This window comes from Nocardia sp. NPDC055002 (assembly GCF_053608825.1).
Window position 1 is genome coordinate 143,866 of the sequence record NZ_JBSGWE010000009.1, and the last position, 15,475, is coordinate 159,340.

Annotated in this window: 17 protein-coding genes; 8 read left to right on the forward strand and 9 right to left on the reverse strand. The window is 67.9% G+C overall.

All coding sequences use genetic code 11. The annotated features are described in order from the left end of the window. Positions 1-100: 100 nt before the first annotated feature. Complete coding sequence (locus ACWF99_RS29350; protein WP_056816603.1) at positions 101-517, reverse strand: cytochrome c oxidase subunit 4; 417 nt, start codon at positions 515-517, stop codon at positions 101-103. Between the two features lie 10 nt (positions 518-527). After that, positions 528-1,517, reverse strand: a complete 990-nt coding sequence (gene ctaC / locus ACWF99_RS29355; RefSeq protein ID WP_378636817.1) for an aa3-type cytochrome oxidase subunit II — start codon at positions 1,515-1,517, stop codon at positions 528-530. A gap of 481 nt (positions 1,518-1,998) precedes the next feature. Here ctaC and asnB point away from each other — a divergent pair, with 481 nt between their 5' ends. Next, positions 1,999-3,942, forward strand: coding sequence for an asparagine synthase (glutamine-hydrolyzing) (gene asnB / locus ACWF99_RS29360; protein WP_378661732.1), 1,944 nt, complete (start codon positions 1,999-2,001; stop codon positions 3,940-3,942). A gap of 58 nt (positions 3,943-4,000) precedes the next feature. Here asnB and ACWF99_RS29365 read toward each other — a convergent pair whose 3' ends face one another. Then, entirely contained in the window at positions 4,001-4,927 is a 927-nt protein-coding gene (locus tag ACWF99_RS29365; protein WP_378636813.1) for a carbohydrate kinase family protein, read from the reverse strand. A 230-nt stretch (positions 4,928-5,157) separates the two neighbouring features. Continuing rightward, on the reverse strand, positions 5,158-5,514 hold the full coding sequence (locus ACWF99_RS29370; RefSeq protein WP_067459056.1) for a HesB/IscA family protein: 357 nt from the start codon (positions 5,512-5,514) through the stop codon (positions 5,158-5,160). A 315-nt stretch (positions 5,515-5,829) separates the two neighbouring features. On the opposite strand from ACWF99_RS29370, the gene ACWF99_RS29375 reads away from it, so the two are divergent. After that, complete coding sequence (locus tag ACWF99_RS29375; RefSeq protein ID WP_378636811.1) at positions 5,830-6,429, forward strand: DUF3043 domain-containing protein; 600 nt, start codon at positions 5,830-5,832, stop codon at positions 6,427-6,429. A gap of 58 nt (positions 6,430-6,487) precedes the next feature. On the opposite strand, the gene ACWF99_RS29380 is transcribed toward ACWF99_RS29375, so the two are convergent. After that, entirely contained in the window at positions 6,488-6,655 is a 168-nt protein-coding gene (locus ACWF99_RS29380; protein WP_378636527.1) for a hypothetical protein, read from the reverse strand. An 85-nt stretch (positions 6,656-6,740) separates the two neighbouring features. On the opposite strand from ACWF99_RS29380, the gene ACWF99_RS29385 reads away from it, so the two are divergent. After that, positions 6,741-7,694: a helix-turn-helix domain-containing protein gene (locus tag ACWF99_RS29385; protein WP_452537955.1), complete on the forward strand. Its 954-nt coding sequence runs from the start codon at positions 6,741-6,743 to the stop codon at positions 7,692-7,694. Between the two features lie 8 nt (positions 7,695-7,702). On the opposite strand, the gene ACWF99_RS29390 is transcribed toward ACWF99_RS29385, so the two are convergent. Together ACWF99_RS29390 and ACWF99_RS29395 are read right to left on the reverse strand one after the other, a co-directional pair. Beyond that, positions 7,703-8,158, reverse strand: coding sequence for a hypothetical protein (locus ACWF99_RS29390; protein ID WP_452537956.1), 456 nt, complete (start codon positions 8,156-8,158; stop codon positions 7,703-7,705). 10 nt (positions 8,159-8,168) lie between these two features. Continuing rightward, the gene (locus ACWF99_RS29395; protein WP_452537957.1) at positions 8,169-8,627 is read right to left on the reverse strand and encodes a MarR family winged helix-turn-helix transcriptional regulator; all 459 of its coding nucleotides are present in this window, start codon (positions 8,625-8,627) and stop codon (positions 8,169-8,171) included. 198 nt (positions 8,628-8,825) lie between these two features. On the opposite strand from ACWF99_RS29395, the gene ACWF99_RS29400 reads away from it, so the two are divergent. The 5 genes from ACWF99_RS29400 to ACWF99_RS29420 all read left to right on the forward strand — a co-directional run bounded on the left by ACWF99_RS29400 (position 8,826) and on the right by ACWF99_RS29420 (position 13,073). Then, positions 8,826-9,731, forward strand: coding sequence for an alpha/beta hydrolase (locus tag ACWF99_RS29400; RefSeq protein WP_452537958.1), 906 nt, complete (start codon positions 8,826-8,828; stop codon positions 9,729-9,731). Positions 9,732-9,788: 57 nt separating this feature from the next. Further along, a complete protein-coding gene (gene cobU, locus ACWF99_RS29405) occupies positions 9,789-10,325 on the forward strand; it encodes a bifunctional adenosylcobinamide kinase/adenosylcobinamide-phosphate guanylyltransferase (RefSeq protein ID WP_378636513.1) in 537 nt (178 codons plus the stop codon). Between the two features lie 39 nt (positions 10,326-10,364). After that, complete coding sequence (cobT, locus tag ACWF99_RS29410; protein ID WP_378661578.1) at positions 10,365-11,480, forward strand: nicotinate-nucleotide--dimethylbenzimidazole phosphoribosyltransferase; 1,116 nt, start codon at positions 10,365-10,367, stop codon at positions 11,478-11,480. Beyond that, on the forward strand, positions 11,477-12,226 hold the full coding sequence (locus tag ACWF99_RS29415) for an adenosylcobinamide-GDP ribazoletransferase (RefSeq protein WP_378636508.1): 750 nt from the start codon (positions 11,477-11,479) through the stop codon (positions 12,224-12,226). Before cobT ends, ACWF99_RS29415 begins: the two co-directional genes overlap by 4 nt. Before the next feature lie 133 nt (positions 12,227-12,359). Continuing rightward, positions 12,360-13,073, forward strand: a complete 714-nt coding sequence (locus tag ACWF99_RS29420; protein ID WP_378636506.1) for an MBL fold metallo-hydrolase — start codon at positions 12,360-12,362, stop codon at positions 13,071-13,073. A gap of 57 nt (positions 13,074-13,130) precedes the next feature. Here the strand turns inward: ACWF99_RS29420 and ACWF99_RS29425 are convergent, their stop codons facing one another. Together ACWF99_RS29425 and gcvT are read right to left on the reverse strand one after the other, a co-directional pair. After that, positions 13,131-14,228 carry a branched-chain amino acid aminotransferase gene (locus ACWF99_RS29425; RefSeq protein ID WP_378636504.1) on the reverse strand — a complete coding sequence of 366 codons (1,098 nt, stop codon included), beginning with the start codon at positions 14,226-14,228 and terminating at the stop codon, positions 13,131-13,133. A 55-nt stretch (positions 14,229-14,283) separates the two neighbouring features. Beyond that, on the reverse strand, positions 14,284-15,384 hold the full coding sequence (gene gcvT / locus ACWF99_RS29430) for a glycine cleavage system aminomethyltransferase GcvT (RefSeq protein ID WP_452537959.1): 1,101 nt from the start codon (positions 15,382-15,384) through the stop codon (positions 14,284-14,286). Between the last annotated feature and the right edge of the window lie 91 nt (positions 15,385-15,475).

The window sequence follows — 15,475 nt, forward strand, 5'->3', positions numbered from 1 at the left end:
ACCGGCTCTGTCGTTCTCGGCGCACACACCCTCCGACAACGAAAACGGTCGCCGCGACTCCCTCGGCTGAGGGCGTCGCGACGACCGTTTTCCTGCTGGATCAGTGCTTCTCGGCACCCAGGTAGTACTCGAAGACCAGGCCGGCGGCGGCGGCGAGCACGAGCACCACGCCGAGGCCGATCAGCCAGAACTGGAAGAACGCCAGACCCAGCGCGGTCACCGAACCGGCGCCCGCGAGGAGGATGGGCCAGAAGCTACCGGGCGAGAAGAAGCCCAGGTCACCGGCGCCGTCGACGATCTCGGCCTCTTCGTAGTCCTCGGGCCGCAGGTCGATGCGACGCGCGACGAACCGGAAGTAGGTGCCGATGATCAGCGACAGGCCCGCGGTCAGCACGATCGCGGTGGTGCCCGCCCACTCGATGCCGGTGCGCGACTGGGCGGTGAAGAAGCCGTAGACGATGCCCACCAGGATGAAGAACGCCGTGAGCAGTTCGAAGATCCGCGCTTCGATCCTCATATCAGAATCCTCACTTGCTCTCGTTCACCGAAGCGCTCTTGGCATCACGCTTGGTGTTGAAGGGGTACGTGGAGGTGGCCACCGGCGACTCGCCGATCGATGCCAGCGCCTCACCGTTGGTCTTGCCGTCGATGCGCGCCTGCATGTACTTGGCGTACTTCTCCGGCGAGACCGCGCGGACCTCGAAGTTCATCATCGAGTGGTAGGTGCCGCACATCTCGGCGCAGCGGCCGACGAACGCGCCTTCCTTCTCGATCTCGGAGATCTGGAAGACGTTGTCGGACTGGTTTTCCTTCGGGTTCGGCATCACGTCGCGCTTGAACATGAACTCCGGCACCCAGAAGGCGTGGATCACGTCGGCGGCGGCGAGCTGGAACTCGATGCGCTTACCGGTCGGCAGCACCAGGACCGGAACCTCTTCGCTGGAGCCGAAGGTCTCGACCTTGTCGTAGTGCAGGTACGAGAGGATGTCGTTGGCCGGCTTGCCGTGCAGGGGGCCCGGCTGCGGGTGACCCTTGTCGTTCTTCAGCTCACGGTATTCGGCGAGCTGCTCTTCGTTCAGCAGCTCCTTCTCCGTGTCGATGCCGTTCCAGGTGAGACCGCCGACGTTGTTGATGTTGCGGTAGCCGAACTTCCAGTTCCACTGGAAGGCGGTCACGTCGACGGTGACATCCGGGTTGTCGGTCTTCTCGTGCACGTAGTTCTGCACGACCACGGTGAAGTAGAACAGCACCGCGATGATCACGAACGGGATCGCCGTGTAGGTCAGTTCCAGCGACACGTTGTAGCCGGTCTGACGCGGGAACTCCGGGGAGTTCTTGCGCTTGCGGTGGAAGATGATCGTCCAGAAGGTCAGACCCCAGACCAGCACGCCCATGGCGAGCGCGGCCAGCACCGACCAGGTCCACAGCTCACGCATGCGGGTGGCCTGCGGGGTGATACCCGATGGCCAGCCGAACCGGAGCCAAACATTGTCGATCGAGCAGCCCGAGACGAGCATCGCGGTGATCCCCAAGGACACCGCCAGCCCGGCCCGCCGAAGGATCCGGCCCTGCCGACCCTTCTCGGGTCGTGCCCCGATCTCTTCGCTCGCCTTGTGCGCCACGCTCACGCCTTCCTGGTCGCCACACATTCCGACACATTGCGTCGTCCGGGCGGCGATTCGCCCGTTCGACACCTCTTCAAAGCAGTTTCAGGCCGTCCCGAAGTATTGCCGCTGTGACGCCTGCACACCTGAGAAGGACCTGAGTACTACGCAGCGTAGACCAAAGCAGGCACTGTCTTGTCGCGGGGTCACTTTCGACACTCCGCCGTGACCGCACCGAACATCGCGACCTGCGGTTTGACCCCCGTCTGGTGGCTACGCACCCCGCGCGAGCGGGCGAGCGCGGCGTGTCGGGCAGGCGTGCGGCATACTCGGACACAGCGTTTCGGCCCGTTGTGGCCACCCATCATCGAACGAGAGAAGGTTGGGCGACACCGTGTGCGGACTGCTCGGATTCCTGACAGCTGATTCCGCGACGACCGCGGTGGTCGATCAGGTGTACGACGCGCTGCACTGCCAGCGGCATCGTGGCCCGGACGAGAAGGGCACCTGGCACGACGATCACATGATCTTCGGGTTCAACCGCCTGTCCATCATCGATATCGAGCACTCGCACCAGCCGCTGCGCTGGGGCCCGGCGGACAACCCGCAGCGCTACGCGATGACCTTCAACGGCGAGATCTACAACTACCTCGAGCTGCGCGAGCAGCTGGCCGCCGAGCACGGCGCCGAATTCCCCGAGGGCAAGATCTTCGCGACCGACGGTGACGGCGAGGCCATCGTGGCCGCCTTCCACTTCTGGGGCCCCGAGGCCGTGCGCAAGCTGCGTGGCATGTTCGCGTTCGCGATCTGGGACACCGAGACCTCGGAACTGTTCCTCGCGCGCGATCCGTTCGGCATCAAGCCGCTGTTCATCGCGACCGGCCCCGGCGGCACCGCCTTCGCCAGCGAGAAGAAGAGCCTGCTCGAACTGCTGAGCCCGCTGGACCTGTCCGACGAGCTCGACCCGCGCGCGCTCGAGCACTACACGGTGCTGCAGTACGTGCCCGAGCCCGAGTCGCTGCACCGCAACATCCGTCGCCTCGAGTCCGGCAACTACGCCACGGTGAAGGTCGGCCAGGAGCCTGTTGTCACCCGCTATTTCCGCCCCGACTTCCGGGTTCGCCCGTTCGTCGCGGGCTCGGAGAAGGCCCGCTACGCCGAAATCGCCGCCGCCCTGGAGGACTCGGTCGCCAAGCACATGCGCGCCGATGTCACCGTCGGCTCGTTCCTGTCGGGCGGCATCGACTCCACCGCCATCGCCGCGCTGGCGATGCGCCACAACCCGAAGCTGATCACCTTCACCACCGGGTTCGAGCGCGAGGGCTACTCCGAGGTCGACGTCGCCGCCGAGAGCGCCGAGCTGATCGGCGCCCGCCACATCGTCAAGGTGGTCTCCCCCGCCGAATTCGCCGCCGCGATCCCCGAGATCGTCTGGTATCTCGACGATCCGGTCGCCGACCCGGCCCTGGTCCCGCTGTACTTCGTGGCCAAGGAAGCCCGCAAGCACGTCAAGGTCGTGCTCTCCGGCGAGGGCGCCGACGAACTGTTCGGCGGCTACACGATCTACCGGGAACCGTTGTCGCTCAAGCCCTTCGAATATCTGCCCGCCGGTGCTCGCAAGCTGCTCGGCAAGCTCGGTGACAAGATCCCCGACGGTAAGCGCGGCAAGTCGCTGCTGCAGCGCGGCTCGCTCAGCCTCGAGGACCGCTACTACGGCAATGCCCGCAGCTTCAACGACGCCCAGCTGCGCGCGGTCCTGCGCGACTTCCGTCCCGAGTGGACCCACCAGGACGTCACCGCGCCGATCTACGCCCAGTCCGCGGGCTGGGACCCGGTCGCACGCATGCAGCACCTGGACCTGTTCACCTGGCTGCGCGGCGACATCCTGGTCAAGGCCGACAAGATGACCATGGCCAACTCCCTGGAACTGCGCGTGCCGTTCCTGGACAACGAGGTCATGCGCGTCGCCGAGGGCATCCCGTTCGACCAGAAGATCACCAAGGAAACCTCGAAGTACGCGCTGCGCCAGGCCTTGGACGGCATCGTCCCCGACCACGTCCTGCACCGCGCCAAGCTCGGCTTCCCGGTCCCGCTGCGCCACTGGCTGCGCGGCACCGAACTCTACGACTGGGCCGAAACCCAGATCGCCGAGTCCCAGACCGACCACCTGCTGCACAAGCCGGCCGTCCTCCAGATGCTCCGCGACCACAAAGCGGGCGTCTCCGACCACAGCCGCCGCCTCTGGACCGTCCTGGTCTTCATGGTCTGGCACGGCATCTTCGTCGAGGACCGCATCAAGCCCGAGATCCAGGAACCGGTCTACCCGGTCTCGCTGTAGACGCACAGAAGAACGCCCCCTGGATCGAAAGATCCAGGGGGCGTTCGCGTTCTGTCCGTCAGAGCAGGAAGGCCAGTTCGTCGGCGGCATCCGAGCCGTAGGCCTTGGTGAGGCGCTCGAGGGCGTCTTCGGTGTTGAGGGTCCACTCCTGGGTGCCGGTGGTCTCCAGGATCAGGACGGCGATCAGGGAGCCGAGCTGGGCGGCGCGTTCCAGGGTCAGGCCGGCGCGGTGGGCGGTGAGGAATCCGGCGCGGAAACCGTCGCCGACACCGGTCGGGTCGACCTTGGCCACCTCGGGCACCACGCCGACGCGGACCTCGGTGCCGTCGGCGTCGACGACGAGCACACCTTCGGAGCCCAGCGTGGTGACCCGGATGCCGACCTTGGCGGTGATGTCGGCTTCGCTGAGGCCGGTCTTCTGCTGCAGCAGGGCCCACTCGTACTTGTTGGTGAACAGATAGGCGGCGCCGTCGACCAGTTCGGTCGCCTGCTCGCCGTCGAGACGGGCCAGCTGCTGGGACGGGTCGGCGGCATAGGCGATACCCTGCGCCTTGGCCTGGCGGGTGTGCGCGACCATCGCGTCGGGATCGTTCGCCCCGACCAGCACCAGGTCGACATCGTGCGCGGCGGCGATCGCGGCGATGTCGATATCGCGCGCCTCGCTCATCGCACCCGGGTAGAAGGACGCGATCTGCGCCATCGTCTCATCGGTGGTGCACACGAACCGGGCGGTGTGCGATGTCGCGGACACGTGCACCGCCGAGCAGTCGACACCGCTGGCCTCCAGCCACTGGCGGTACTCGGCGAAGTCGGCGCCGACGGCACCGACGAGCACCGGACGCTGCTTCAGCAGGCCCATCGCGTAGGCGATGTTGCCCGCCACTCCGCCGCGGCGGATCTGCAGATCGTCGACGAGGAAGCTCAAGGACACATGATCGAGTTGATCGGCGAGCAGCGCATCGGCGAACCGGCCGGGGAAGCGCATGAGGTGGTCGGTGGCGATGGATGCGGACACGGCAACAGACACGAGGCAGGGCCCCTTCGACGCTAGACGAGGAAAACAGAAAGTCCGGGATCACCCGATCCCGGACTTCAACGTTAGCAAGCGCTACCGCCTGTGGTTCACCTGTTCGCTACCTCGCCACGCAACCACAATGATCCCGGGCGCGCCCTCGAAGGCGAGGTTACGGCGCCGCTAACCCGCGGCGCCGAACATCAGTTGAACGAATCGCCGCAGGCGCAAGAACCGGTGGCGTTGGGGTTGTCGATGGTGAAGCCCTGCTTCTCGATGGTGTCGACGAAGTCGATCGAGGCGCCGTCGATGTACGGGGCGCTCATGCGGTCGACGGCCAGCTTCACGCCGGAGAACTCGACGACGATGTCACCGTCGAGGATGCGATCGTCGAAGAACAGCTGGTAACGCAGACCGGCACAGCCACCGGGCTGCACGGCGATCCGCAGGGCCAGATCGTCGCGACCCTCCTGGTCGAGCAGCGCCTTCGCCTTGATGGCGGCAGCGTCGGTCAGCGTCGCACCGTGGGTCTCGGTGGCGGTCTCGTTCTGCACAGTCATGGACACTCCTAGTTCGACTCAGCCCGTCAACGGACCTCAGGTGCACAGCGCACGACTGTCTTCAACGCTGTCGCAGCAACTGCTATTCCTATTTTGCCACCCTCGGCGCAGCCAGTAGACGCCACCTGGGTGCTTGTGCCCACAGTACGCCCTGTGACGGCGTGATCTACGTCGCAGCCCGGCCGCGGATGAGACCGGGCCCACCGCTGAGCGGACCGCATTTCCCGATGGTCGGCATCATCGAATAGCCTGGTGAACGTGAAATTGTTTCGTCGCGACGAGTCCAGCACCATCGACGAGTCCGTCGACCCGTCGGTGTCCGACTCCGAACAGGCCGCCGCCACGGCGTCGACCACTCCCGGTAAGGGCAGGCCGACGCCGAAAAGGCGTGAGGCAGAAGGCAAGCGGCGCGGTCCGATCGCGCCCGCCCCGCTGACCGCCAAGGAAGCCCGCGCGCGCCGCAAGGCTGTCAAGGGCACCAAACAGGACCGCAAGGCCGCCGCCGCCGACCGTCGCGCCGCCGTGCAGGACCGCCGCGCCCGCATGCTCGCCGGCGAGGACAAGTATCTGCTGCCCCGCGATCAGGGCCCGGTCCGCGCGTATGTGCGCGACCTGGTGGACGCCCGCCGCAACCTCGTCGGCCTGTTCATGCCGATGGCGCTGGTGCTGATCCTGTCGATGTTCGTCGCCCCCGGCCTGCAGACCATCGTCACCCTGGCCATGCTGGTGATGATGGTCTTCATGATCATCGAGGGCTTCGTCCTGGGCAAGATCGTGAGCAACCGGGTGATCGAACGGTTCCCCGACACCACCGACACCGGCTTCAAGCTCGGCTGGTACGCCTTCGTCCGCGCCTCACAGATCCGCAAGATGCGCGCTCCGAAGCCGCGGGTCGGCCCCGGCGACGCGGTCTGAGTTCGACCGGACTTACAAATGCCGTCTCATCCTTGCGGATGGGGCGGCATTCGTCTTTTCAGTGATGGCTCGGGCGGATGTAGTCGGCGTAGCCCGCGATGGCTTTGAGCTCGGTGTCCATGCGCTGGGCGTCGCGGTCGACGATCCCGGTGGAGCCGGCGGTGCCGCGACCGATCAGTACGGCGAGTCCGATGATGGCGGTGAGGACGATCAGAAAAGTAAGCATGGCAGTAATTTTGCGCTCGATGATTTTCAGCCGAAAGTGGCTGTTCTGTCATTGTGCGTAAAGATTCAGCCAGCTACGATGAGGCATGCTCTCGAAGGTTGCCGTGGTCCTCAGCGACCGGCTCGCGATGTTCGAATTCGGTGTCGTCTGTGAGGTTTTCGGCCTCGACCGCACCGCCGACGGCCTGCCCGGCTTCGACTTCCGGGTCTGCGGCGCCGACCCGGGCAAGCCACTGCGTTCCACCACCCCCGGCATCGCGGTCACCCCAGAATTCGGCCTCGACCAACTCGCGAAGGCCGACTTGGTCGCCATCCCGGCCTCCCCGATCGACCAGTACGACGACCGGGTACTCAAGGCGGTGCGCGGGGCGGCCGACGCGGGCGCGACCGTCCTCACCGTCTGCTCGGGCGCCTTCCTGGCCGGCGCGGCCGGTCTGCTCGACGGCCGCAAGTGCACCACCCACTGGCGTTATGTCGACAGACTCGCCACGATGTTCCCCGATGCGACCGTCGACCCCGACGTCCTGTTCGTCGACGAAGGCAACCTGATCACCAGCGCGGGTACCGCCGCGGGCATCGACGCCTGCCTGCACCTGGTCCGCCGCGAGATCGGTACCGCCGCCGCCAACGGCATCGCGCGCCGCATGGTCGTTCCGCCGCAGCGCGACGGCGGTCAGCGCCAGTTCATCGAGCAGCCGGTCCCCGAGTGCAGTTCGATCGGCCTGTCCACCACGCTGGCCTGGCTCACCGAGAACCTCGCCCACCCACACACCGTCGACGAGCTCGCGGCCCGCTCCAGCATGTCCACCCGCACCTTCGCCCGCCGCTTCGCCGCCGAAACCGGCACCACCCCGGTCAAATGGCTCACCACTCAGCGCGTCCTGTTCGCCAAGCACCTGCTCGAAACCACCGACATGGCCCTGGAACGGATCGCCGACGAGTCCGGCTTCGGCTCCGGCGCTCTGTTGCGCCACCACTTCCAGCGCCAGGTCGGCATCGCCCCCACCGAATACCGCCGCCGCTTCGGCGCGGCCGGCTGAGCCGAGCTTCACTCCGTCACGGAACGGCGGTGTCCGAAGCGGCCGGTGACGCGGAATCCGTCGCGAGCATTGAGCGACATGAGCACGATATTGGTCGCGCCGGCGAGCAGTTCCAGCGCTTGCACGCCGTAGAACAGCGGCCCGAACTCGGCACGGCCGGCGAGCACCGCCAGGGTGATCGCCGAGGGGATCAGCACCAGTAAGCCATTGCCCGCAATGAAGGGCATCCGGCGCTTTTTGGCGAGGAGGGCGGGCATCGCCGACTTCCCGGCCAGTCGGAAGCCGGTGCCGCCGGTGATGGCGAGCGCGAGCACGAGAATCGGCAGGGCCCAGGGGATGGCCAGCTTGACCGCGACGATCGTCGCTGTGGACCCGCTGAGTTCGCTCACCACCGTCGACGTCCAGAAGGTGAGCACGGTGAGCAATCCGACCGCGCCCGCGACGGGATGGATCCGGGATGCCACGGTTCGCCCCTCACGCCCCACGATCGGCCTCGAGATTGCCGATCGACTGTCGAGCCATGCGAAGGAACTCGTCACCGTCCACGTCGGGAAAACCTGCGGTGGCGAGGTCGTTCACCTCCCGGGCGGCCGCGGTCAGCGCGGTGCGCAGCGCACGGGACCGGTCGGTGAGGTAGATCAGCGACCGCCTGCCGTCGCGCGGGTCGGCGATGCGCTCGATCAAGCCGTCCCGCTCCATCCGCTTGAGGGTGTGCGCCATCGTCGACTGGTCGATCCGCACCTTCTCGCAGAGCCGCAGCTGCGAGATCCCTTCCTCCTCGTACAGCGCGAGTAGTTGAGCGAATTGCCCCGGTACGACGCCGTACTCGGCAATACGATCACGCAGCGCCTGCTCCATGAGCCGCGCCAGGTGATTGATCACGTACCCCAGGGAGTCGGCCCGATCCATGAGATCCCGCTCGATCTGTTCCATCCCCACCCTCCGTCGATCCTCTGCCGCCGCTTCCCATATTACATGGCAAGCCATGTAATGGCGATCGAAGCTGTGAAGCCACACAATCGGCTTGACTCGACCGGCGGAAACTGGTCGGCTAGCAAGGTGTTTCACGCTGGGTGGGGAAGATTTCGTCGGCTGAGCAGAGCTCTCACGATCGTCGCTACGGCTGCGGTCGTGTCGTCCCTCGGCACCTCCGCGGCCGCTGCCGCGCCGATCGCGGCGCCGTTGATGCGGACGCCCGCGGGCGGTTTCGAGGACTTGATCGTTCCGTCGAGCATGGGTCCGGTCAAGGTCCAGGTGCAGTGGGCTGCGCGCGGCGGCAGCTCCGCGCTCTACCTGCTCGACGGTCTGCGCGCCCCCGACGACCACAGCCAATGGACCACCGACACCGATGCCCTGCGCCAATTCGCCGGCGACAACGTCACTTTGGTGTTCCCGGTCGGCGGCCACTCCAGCTTCTACACCGACTGGTACCGGCCCAGCAGCACCAACGGCCAGAAGACGACCTACCGGTGGGAAACGTTCCTCACCCGTGAACTGCCCGATTTCCTTGCCAGATATGGGGTCTCGCGTACCAACAACGCCATCGTCGGCGCGTCCATGGGCGGCAACGCCGCACTCACCCTCGCCGCCCATCATCGTGATCAGTTCCGCTTCGCCGGTTCGTTCTCCGGCTTCGTCAACCCGACCTACCCGATGTGGAACCAGGCCATGCGCGTCGCCATGCTCGACGAGGGCAATTTCAACGTCGACGACATGTGGGGCCCGGCAGGCGACCCCGCGTGGGCCCGCAACGACGCCACCGCCCAGGTCGAGCGACTGCGCGGCCTGCCCCTCTATGTGACCACCGGCAACGGCATCCCCGGCGCCGCCGATGTCCCCTACGGCCTCGGCAACACCCTCAACGCGATGAGCCTGGAGGCGATGACGGTGGTCGCCGCGGGCATCTTCCGCGACCGGGCCACCGCTCTCGGGGTCTCCGCCCGTGTCGACATCGTCAACGGCACCCACAATTGGCCGTACTGGCAGCAGGCCCTGACCACCGCTCGCCCGATGATCTTGGACGCGCTGTCGGCCTGACTCGGCAGCCGACGGTGTCGCCAGTGGCGCGTGGTCGCCGATTGCTACCGTGCTGACATGTCAGACAGGTCCTCCTCGGCCCGCGTCCTCGTGCTCGGCGGCGCCCGCTCCGGAAAATCCGCCTTCGCCGAGGCCGTGCTGACCGACGCATCCTCGGTTCGCTACCTGGCCACCGCCGTGGTCGATCCCACCGATCACGACTTCGCCGACCGGATCGCCGTCCACCGCGACCGCCGCCCCGAACACTGGACGACCGTCGAGAACACCGAGCCCGCAACAGTTCTCGCCACCGCGGCGCCCGCGACCCTGCTCGACGACATCGGCACCTGGCTCACCGCCCGCCTCGACGCCCGCGACGCCTGGGACGCACCGCGCGGCACCGTCACCCCCGACTGCGACACGCTCGTGGACGCCGTCGAGTCCTACCGGGAACGGCTGGTGATCGTATCGCCCGAGGTGGGCATGGGCGTGATCCCCGCGACCCGCTCGGGGCGACTGTTCCGCGACGAGATCGGCGCGCTGAACCAGCGTCTCGCGCGGGCGTGCGACGAGGCGTACCTCATCGTGGCCGGGCTGCCGCTTCGATTGAAATGAGCCGGGCCGGTCACCGCCGTGCACCGTGATCCGGGCAAGATGAGCGTCGAACACCCTGTACCACCTCCGAAAGGCTTGCCAGTGACGCACGGATTCGACCCGGTCGCGGCCCCGGACGCGCAGGTGCGCGCGGCGGCCGAGCAGCGCCAGACGCAGCTCACCAAACCGGCCGGATCACTGGGACGGCTCGAAGAACTCGGCAACTGGGTCGCCGCATGCCAGGGCGTATGCCCGCCCCAGCAGTTCGAACGCGCCAGGGTGGTGCTGTTCGCGGGCGATCACGGCGTGGCCGAGCACGGTGTCTCGGCGTATCCGAGCGAGGTCACCGCGCAGATGGTGGCCAATTTCCTGGCGGGCGGCGCGGCCGTGAACGCGCTGGCCGCCGTGGCGGGCGCGACCGTGCGGGTCGTCGACATCGCCGTCAACGGCGACACCGACCCCTCGGTGGCCCAGCACAAGGTGCGTCGCTCGAGCGGTTCCATCGATCGCGAGGACGCGCTCACCGACGCCGAGGTCACCGCCGCGCTGGCCGCGGGTCGCGCGATCGCCGACGAGGAAATCGACGCGGGCGCCGACCTGCTCATCGCCGGTGACATGGGCATCGGCAACACCACTCCCGCCACCGTCCTCATCGCCGTCCTCACCGGCACCGAACCCGTCGCCGCGGTCGGCCGCGGCACCGGCGTCGACGACCAGGGTTGGATCCGCAAGGTCGCCGCCATCCGCGACGGCATGCGCCGTGCCCGCCCGGTCGCCACCGACCCCGTCGACCTGCTCCGCGTCGCCGCGGGCGCCGACTTCGCCGCCATGACCGGTTTCCTCGCCCAGGCGGCCGTCCGTCGCACGCCCGTGCTGCTCGACGGCGTCGTGGTCACCGCCGCCGCCCTGGTCGCCGAGGACATCGCCGCGGGCGCGAAAGCCTGGTGGCTGCCGGCCCACCGCTCCACCGAACCGGCTCACGACCTGGCCTTGAAGCACCTGCGCCTGACCCCGCTGATCGACCTCGAGATGCGCCTCGGCGAAGGCTCCGGGGCACTGACCGCCCTCCCGATCCTGCGGGCCGCGGTCGCGACCCTCGCCGAGATGTCGACCTTCGCCGACGCGGGCGTCAGCACCTCGGCCGAGGAATCGGACACCGTCGACCTGGCCAAGTGAACGCGCTCCGGCTCGCGGTCTCCTGGCTGACGGTCGTCCCGATCACCGGCCCGGCACTGGTCGACCGGCGTACCGCGGGACACGCGATCACTCTCGCCCCGCTGATCGGGCTCGCTCTGGGAGCGTTCGCGGCGGCCGCCCTGTGGTTACTGGTCAGCGCGGGCCTGACCGCCCTTCTCGCCGGTCTCCTCGTCGTCGGCCTGCTCGCCGTGCTCACCCGGGGCATGCATCTCGACGGCCTGGCCGACACCGTCGACGGGCTCGGCAGCTATGGCCCGCCCCAGCGGGCCCGCGAGATCATGAAGTCCGGCGGTGCGGGCCCGTTCGGCGTCGCCGCGCTCATCTTCGCCGTCGCCGTCCAAGCGGTAGCCTTCGCGACGCTGGCCGATCAGCACCGCTGGCTCGCGCTCGTCCTCGCCGTCGCCGCGGGCCGAGTCGCGGTCGTTCCGGCGTGCCGCACCGGCATCCCCGCCGCCCCCGACGCCGGTTTCGGCGCGTTGGTCGCGGGCACGCAGCCGCGCGCCGCCGTGTGGATCTGGCCCGCGCTCGCCGTCGGCGCCGCGGTGTGGGCGGTTCCAGACAACCTCTGGCTCGGCCCCGTTGTCGTGATCGCCGCCCTCGCGGTGACCGTCGCTGTCACCCGGCACTGTGTCCGCCGTTTCGAGGGCCTGTCCGGCGATATTCTCGGCGCAGTAGTGGAGATCACGGTTTCGATTGCCGCAGTGGGCTTCTCGCTGGCGTTATAGCGAAACGCTCAATTACCGCAAACTCTTACTGGTCACAAGTCCAAGATATCGGCGATTGTGTGCTCCCACAGACCGTCCGGTCAACGGTACTCGGGTGCGTCGCCAGCACACCGGTGGCAATACAGTGGAGCGCATGTCATCCGAGCGCCTCTACTTCCGCCAGCTGCTGTCCGGCCGGGATTACGCCGTCGGCGATCCGATCGCCACGCAGATGCGCAACTTCGCGTATCTGATCGGCGACCGGGAGACCGGCGAGACCCTCCTGGTCGACCCCGCCTACCAAGCGGCCGACCTGGTCGACGTCGCGGAGGCCGACGGCATGCGCGTATCCGGCGTACTCGCCACCCATCATCATCCCGACCACGTCGGCGGCACCATGCTCGGTTTCACCCTCGGCGGCGTGGCCGAACTGCTCGAGAAGACCAGCGTCCCGGTCCATGTCAACAAGCTCGAACTGGACTGGGTCGCCCAGACCACCGGCATCGCCCCCAGTGAACTGACCGGCCACGACCACGGCGACAAGGTGAAGGTCGGCGCCTTCGAGATCGAGTTACTCCACACGCCCGGCCACACCCCGGGCAGCCAGTGCTTCCTGTTCGACGGCCGCCTCATCTCCGGCGACACCCTGTTCATCGACGGCTGCGGCCGCACCGACTTCCCCGGCGGCGACACCGACGAGATGTTCCGCAGCCTGCGCCAACTCGCCGCCCTCGACGGCAACCCGGTCGTCTACCCCGGCCACTGGTACTCCGAAGCCCCCAGCGCCGCGCTGTCGTCCGTCCGCGAATCCAACTACGTCCTGCGCCCGAAGTCCCTCGGCGAGTGGCAGGCGTTGATGCCGGGCTGAACAGCACAAGAGCGGGCCCCTACGCCAGGGACCCGCTCTCGAATGCTGTTGTGACGCTTACAGAGTCCGCATCCACCCGTGGGTGTCGGCGAAGGTTCCGCGCTGGATTCCGGTCAACGTGTCGCGCAGCGCCATCGTCACCTCACCGGGTTCACCGCCACCTATGGCGAATTCGCCCTCGCCGGACTTCACCCAGCCCACCGGCGTGATCACCGCGGCCGTCCCGCAGGCGAAGACCTCACTGATCTCACCGGATTCGGCGCCCTTGCGCCATTCCTCCACCGAGATCTTGCGCTCCTCCACCGGGTAGCCGGAGTCGGCGGCCAGGGTGAGCAGCGAGTCGCGGGTGATACCGGGCAGCAGCGAACCCGACAGCTCGGGGGTCACCAGCCGTGCCTCCGAGCCGGTGCCGAACACGAAGAACAGGTTGTTGGTGCCCATCTCCTCGACGTAGCGACGCTCGCAGGCGTCCAGCCAGACCACCTGGTCACAGCCCTCGTCGGTGGCCTGCGCCTGCGCGAGCAGCGACGAGGCGTAGTTGCCCGCCACCTTCGCCTCACCGGTGCCGCCGGGAGCCGCGCGCACGTACTCGGTCGACAGCCACACCCGCACCGGCTTCACACCGCGCGGGAAGTAGGCCCCGGCAGGCGAGGCGAGCAGCAGGTATTTGTAGGCCGACGCGGGCTTCACGCCCAGGCCCGCCTCGGTGGAGAACATGAACGGCCGCAGGTACAGCGAGTCCTCGCCACCGGCCGCGGGCACCCAGTCGGCGTCGACGTCGAGGAGCTGGCGCACGGACTCGATGAACAGTTCCTCGGGCAGTTCCGCCATCGCCATCCGCGCGGCCGAGCGGCGGAACCGCGCGGCGTTGGCATCGATGCGGAAGGTCGCGATCTCGCCGTCGGGCTGGCGGTAGGCCTTGAGCCCTTCGAAGATCGCCTGGCCGTAGTGGAACACCATGGTCGCCGGGTCCATCGAGAGCGGGCCGTACGGTTCGACGCGCGCGTTGCCCCACCGGCCGTCGGCGTAGTCGATCGACACCATGTGATCGGTGAAGAACCGTCCGAAACCGGGGGCCGCCAGTACCTCTTCCCGCCGCTGCGCCGGGGTGGGCGCGGGATGCGGGATACGGGTGAACTGTGCGGCGACTGTCATGGTGGGAATCCTATCCGGGCCGATTCGGTGCTGTCTCGCCCCCACTACGGGGGAGTTACTTGGTCTTGGTGTCGACGAACGGCGGCTTGACGACCGCGGCGCGCAGCTTGCGCCCGCGGACGTCGACCTCCACCTCGTCGCCGGGTTCGAGCTTCGCGTCGGTGTCGAGCAGCGCCAGCGCGATGCCGACCTTCAGCGACGGTGAGAACGTCCCCGAGGTGGTCTCGCCGACCGGCTCGCCGTCGCGGAGCACGGTCTGGCCCTGGCGCAGCACGCCGCGATCCAGTGCCTTCAGTCCCATCAGCGTACGGCGCGGGCCGTCGGCCTTCTCCTGCTCGAGCGCGGCCTTGCCCCAGAATTCCGGCTTCTTCCAGCCCACGGCCCAGCCGGTACGGGCCTGGTTCGGGGTGATGTCGAGGGACAGTTCGTGTCCGTGCAGCGGGTAGCCCATCTCGGTGCGCAGGGTGTCGCGCGCGCCGAGTCCGGCCGCCTGGCCGCCCTCGGCCTCGACCTGCGCGATCAGGGCGCGGAACAGCGGCTCCGCGTCAGCCCACGTCGGCAGCAGCTCGTAGCCGTGCTCGCCGGTGTAGCCGGTCCGGCACACGCGCACCGGACGGCCCTGCCACTCGGCGTCGGCGTAGGCCATGTACTCCATCTCGGTGGGCAGGCCGAGCGCGGTCAGCACCTCGGTGGCCTTGGGCCCCTGCACCGCGAACACCGCGTAGTCGCGATGATGGTCGGTGACGGTGATCCCCTCGGGAGCGAGCTTGCGCAACTCGGCCACCACCGCCGCGGTGTTGGCCGCGTTCGGCACCAGGAACACCTCGTCGTCGCTGACGTAGTAGGCGATCAGGTCGTCGATCACGCCGCCGTCCTCGGCACAGCACAGGGTGTACTGCGCCTTTCCCGGCTGGATCCGGCCCAGGTCGTTGGTCAACGCCGAATTCACGAAAGCCGCGGCTCCCTGACCCGCGACGGTCGCCTTACCGAGGTGGCTCACGTCGAAGAGCCCGACCGTGGTGCGCACCGCCGTGTGCTCGCCGACCGTGCCCGCGTACTGCACGGGCATCTCCCACCCGCCGAACGGCGCGAAGGTGGCGCCGAGTTCGACATGAACAGCGTGGATGGGGCCCTCGAGCAGCGCGGTGTCGGTCATGGGCAGAGTTTATCGGGCGGCGCGCCTACCGCTTCCTGCCCCCGTAATCGAGGAGGTCCGACCGGTTTCGCGCGTCGCCCGCCGGAGCGAG

Bases quoted from the DNA above. Each gene is read 5' to 3' on its own strand.
- cobT (WP_378661578.1), top strand. From the start codon at position 10,365: ATGAGCGTCGAACACCCTGTACCACCTCCGAAAGGCTTGCCAGTGACG.
- ctaC (WP_378636817.1), bottom strand. From the start codon at position 1,517: ATGCTCGTCTCGGGCTGCTCGATCGACAATGTTTGGCTCCGGTTCGGC.
- ACWF99_RS29385 (WP_452537955.1), top strand. From the start codon at position 6,741: ATGCTCTCGAAGGTTGCCGTGGTCCTCAGCGACCGGCTCGCGATGTTC.
- ACWF99_RS29370 (WP_067459056.1), bottom strand. From the start codon at position 5,514: ATGACTGTGCAGAACGAGACCGCCACCGAGACCCACGGTGCGACGCTG.
- gcvT (WP_452537959.1), bottom strand. From the start codon at position 15,384: ATGACCGACACCGCGCTGCTCGAGGGCCCCATCCACGCTGTTCATGTC.
- ACWF99_RS29395 (WP_452537957.1), bottom strand. From the start codon at position 8,627: ATGGAACAGATCGAGCGGGATCTCATGGATCGGGCCGACTCCCTGGGG.
- ACWF99_RS29365 (WP_378636813.1), bottom strand. From the start codon at position 4,927: ATGCGCTTCCCCGGCCGGTTCGCCGATGCGCTGCTCGCCGATCAACTC.
- ACWF99_RS29420 (WP_378636506.1), top strand. From the start codon at position 12,360: ATGTCATCCGAGCGCCTCTACTTCCGCCAGCTGCTGTCCGGCCGGGAT.
- ACWF99_RS29425 (WP_378636504.1), bottom strand. From the start codon at position 14,228: ATGACAGTCGCCGCACAGTTCACCCGTATCCCGCATCCCGCGCCCACC.
- ACWF99_RS29350 (WP_056816603.1), bottom strand. From the start codon at position 517: ATGAGGATCGAAGCGCGGATCTTCGAACTGCTCACGGCGTTCTTCATC.
- cobU (WP_378636513.1), top strand. From the start codon at position 9,789: ATGTCAGACAGGTCCTCCTCGGCCCGCGTCCTCGTGCTCGGCGGCGCC.
- ACWF99_RS29380 (WP_378636527.1), bottom strand. From the start codon at position 6,655: ATGCTTACTTTTCTGATCGTCCTCACCGCCATCATCGGACTCGCCGTA.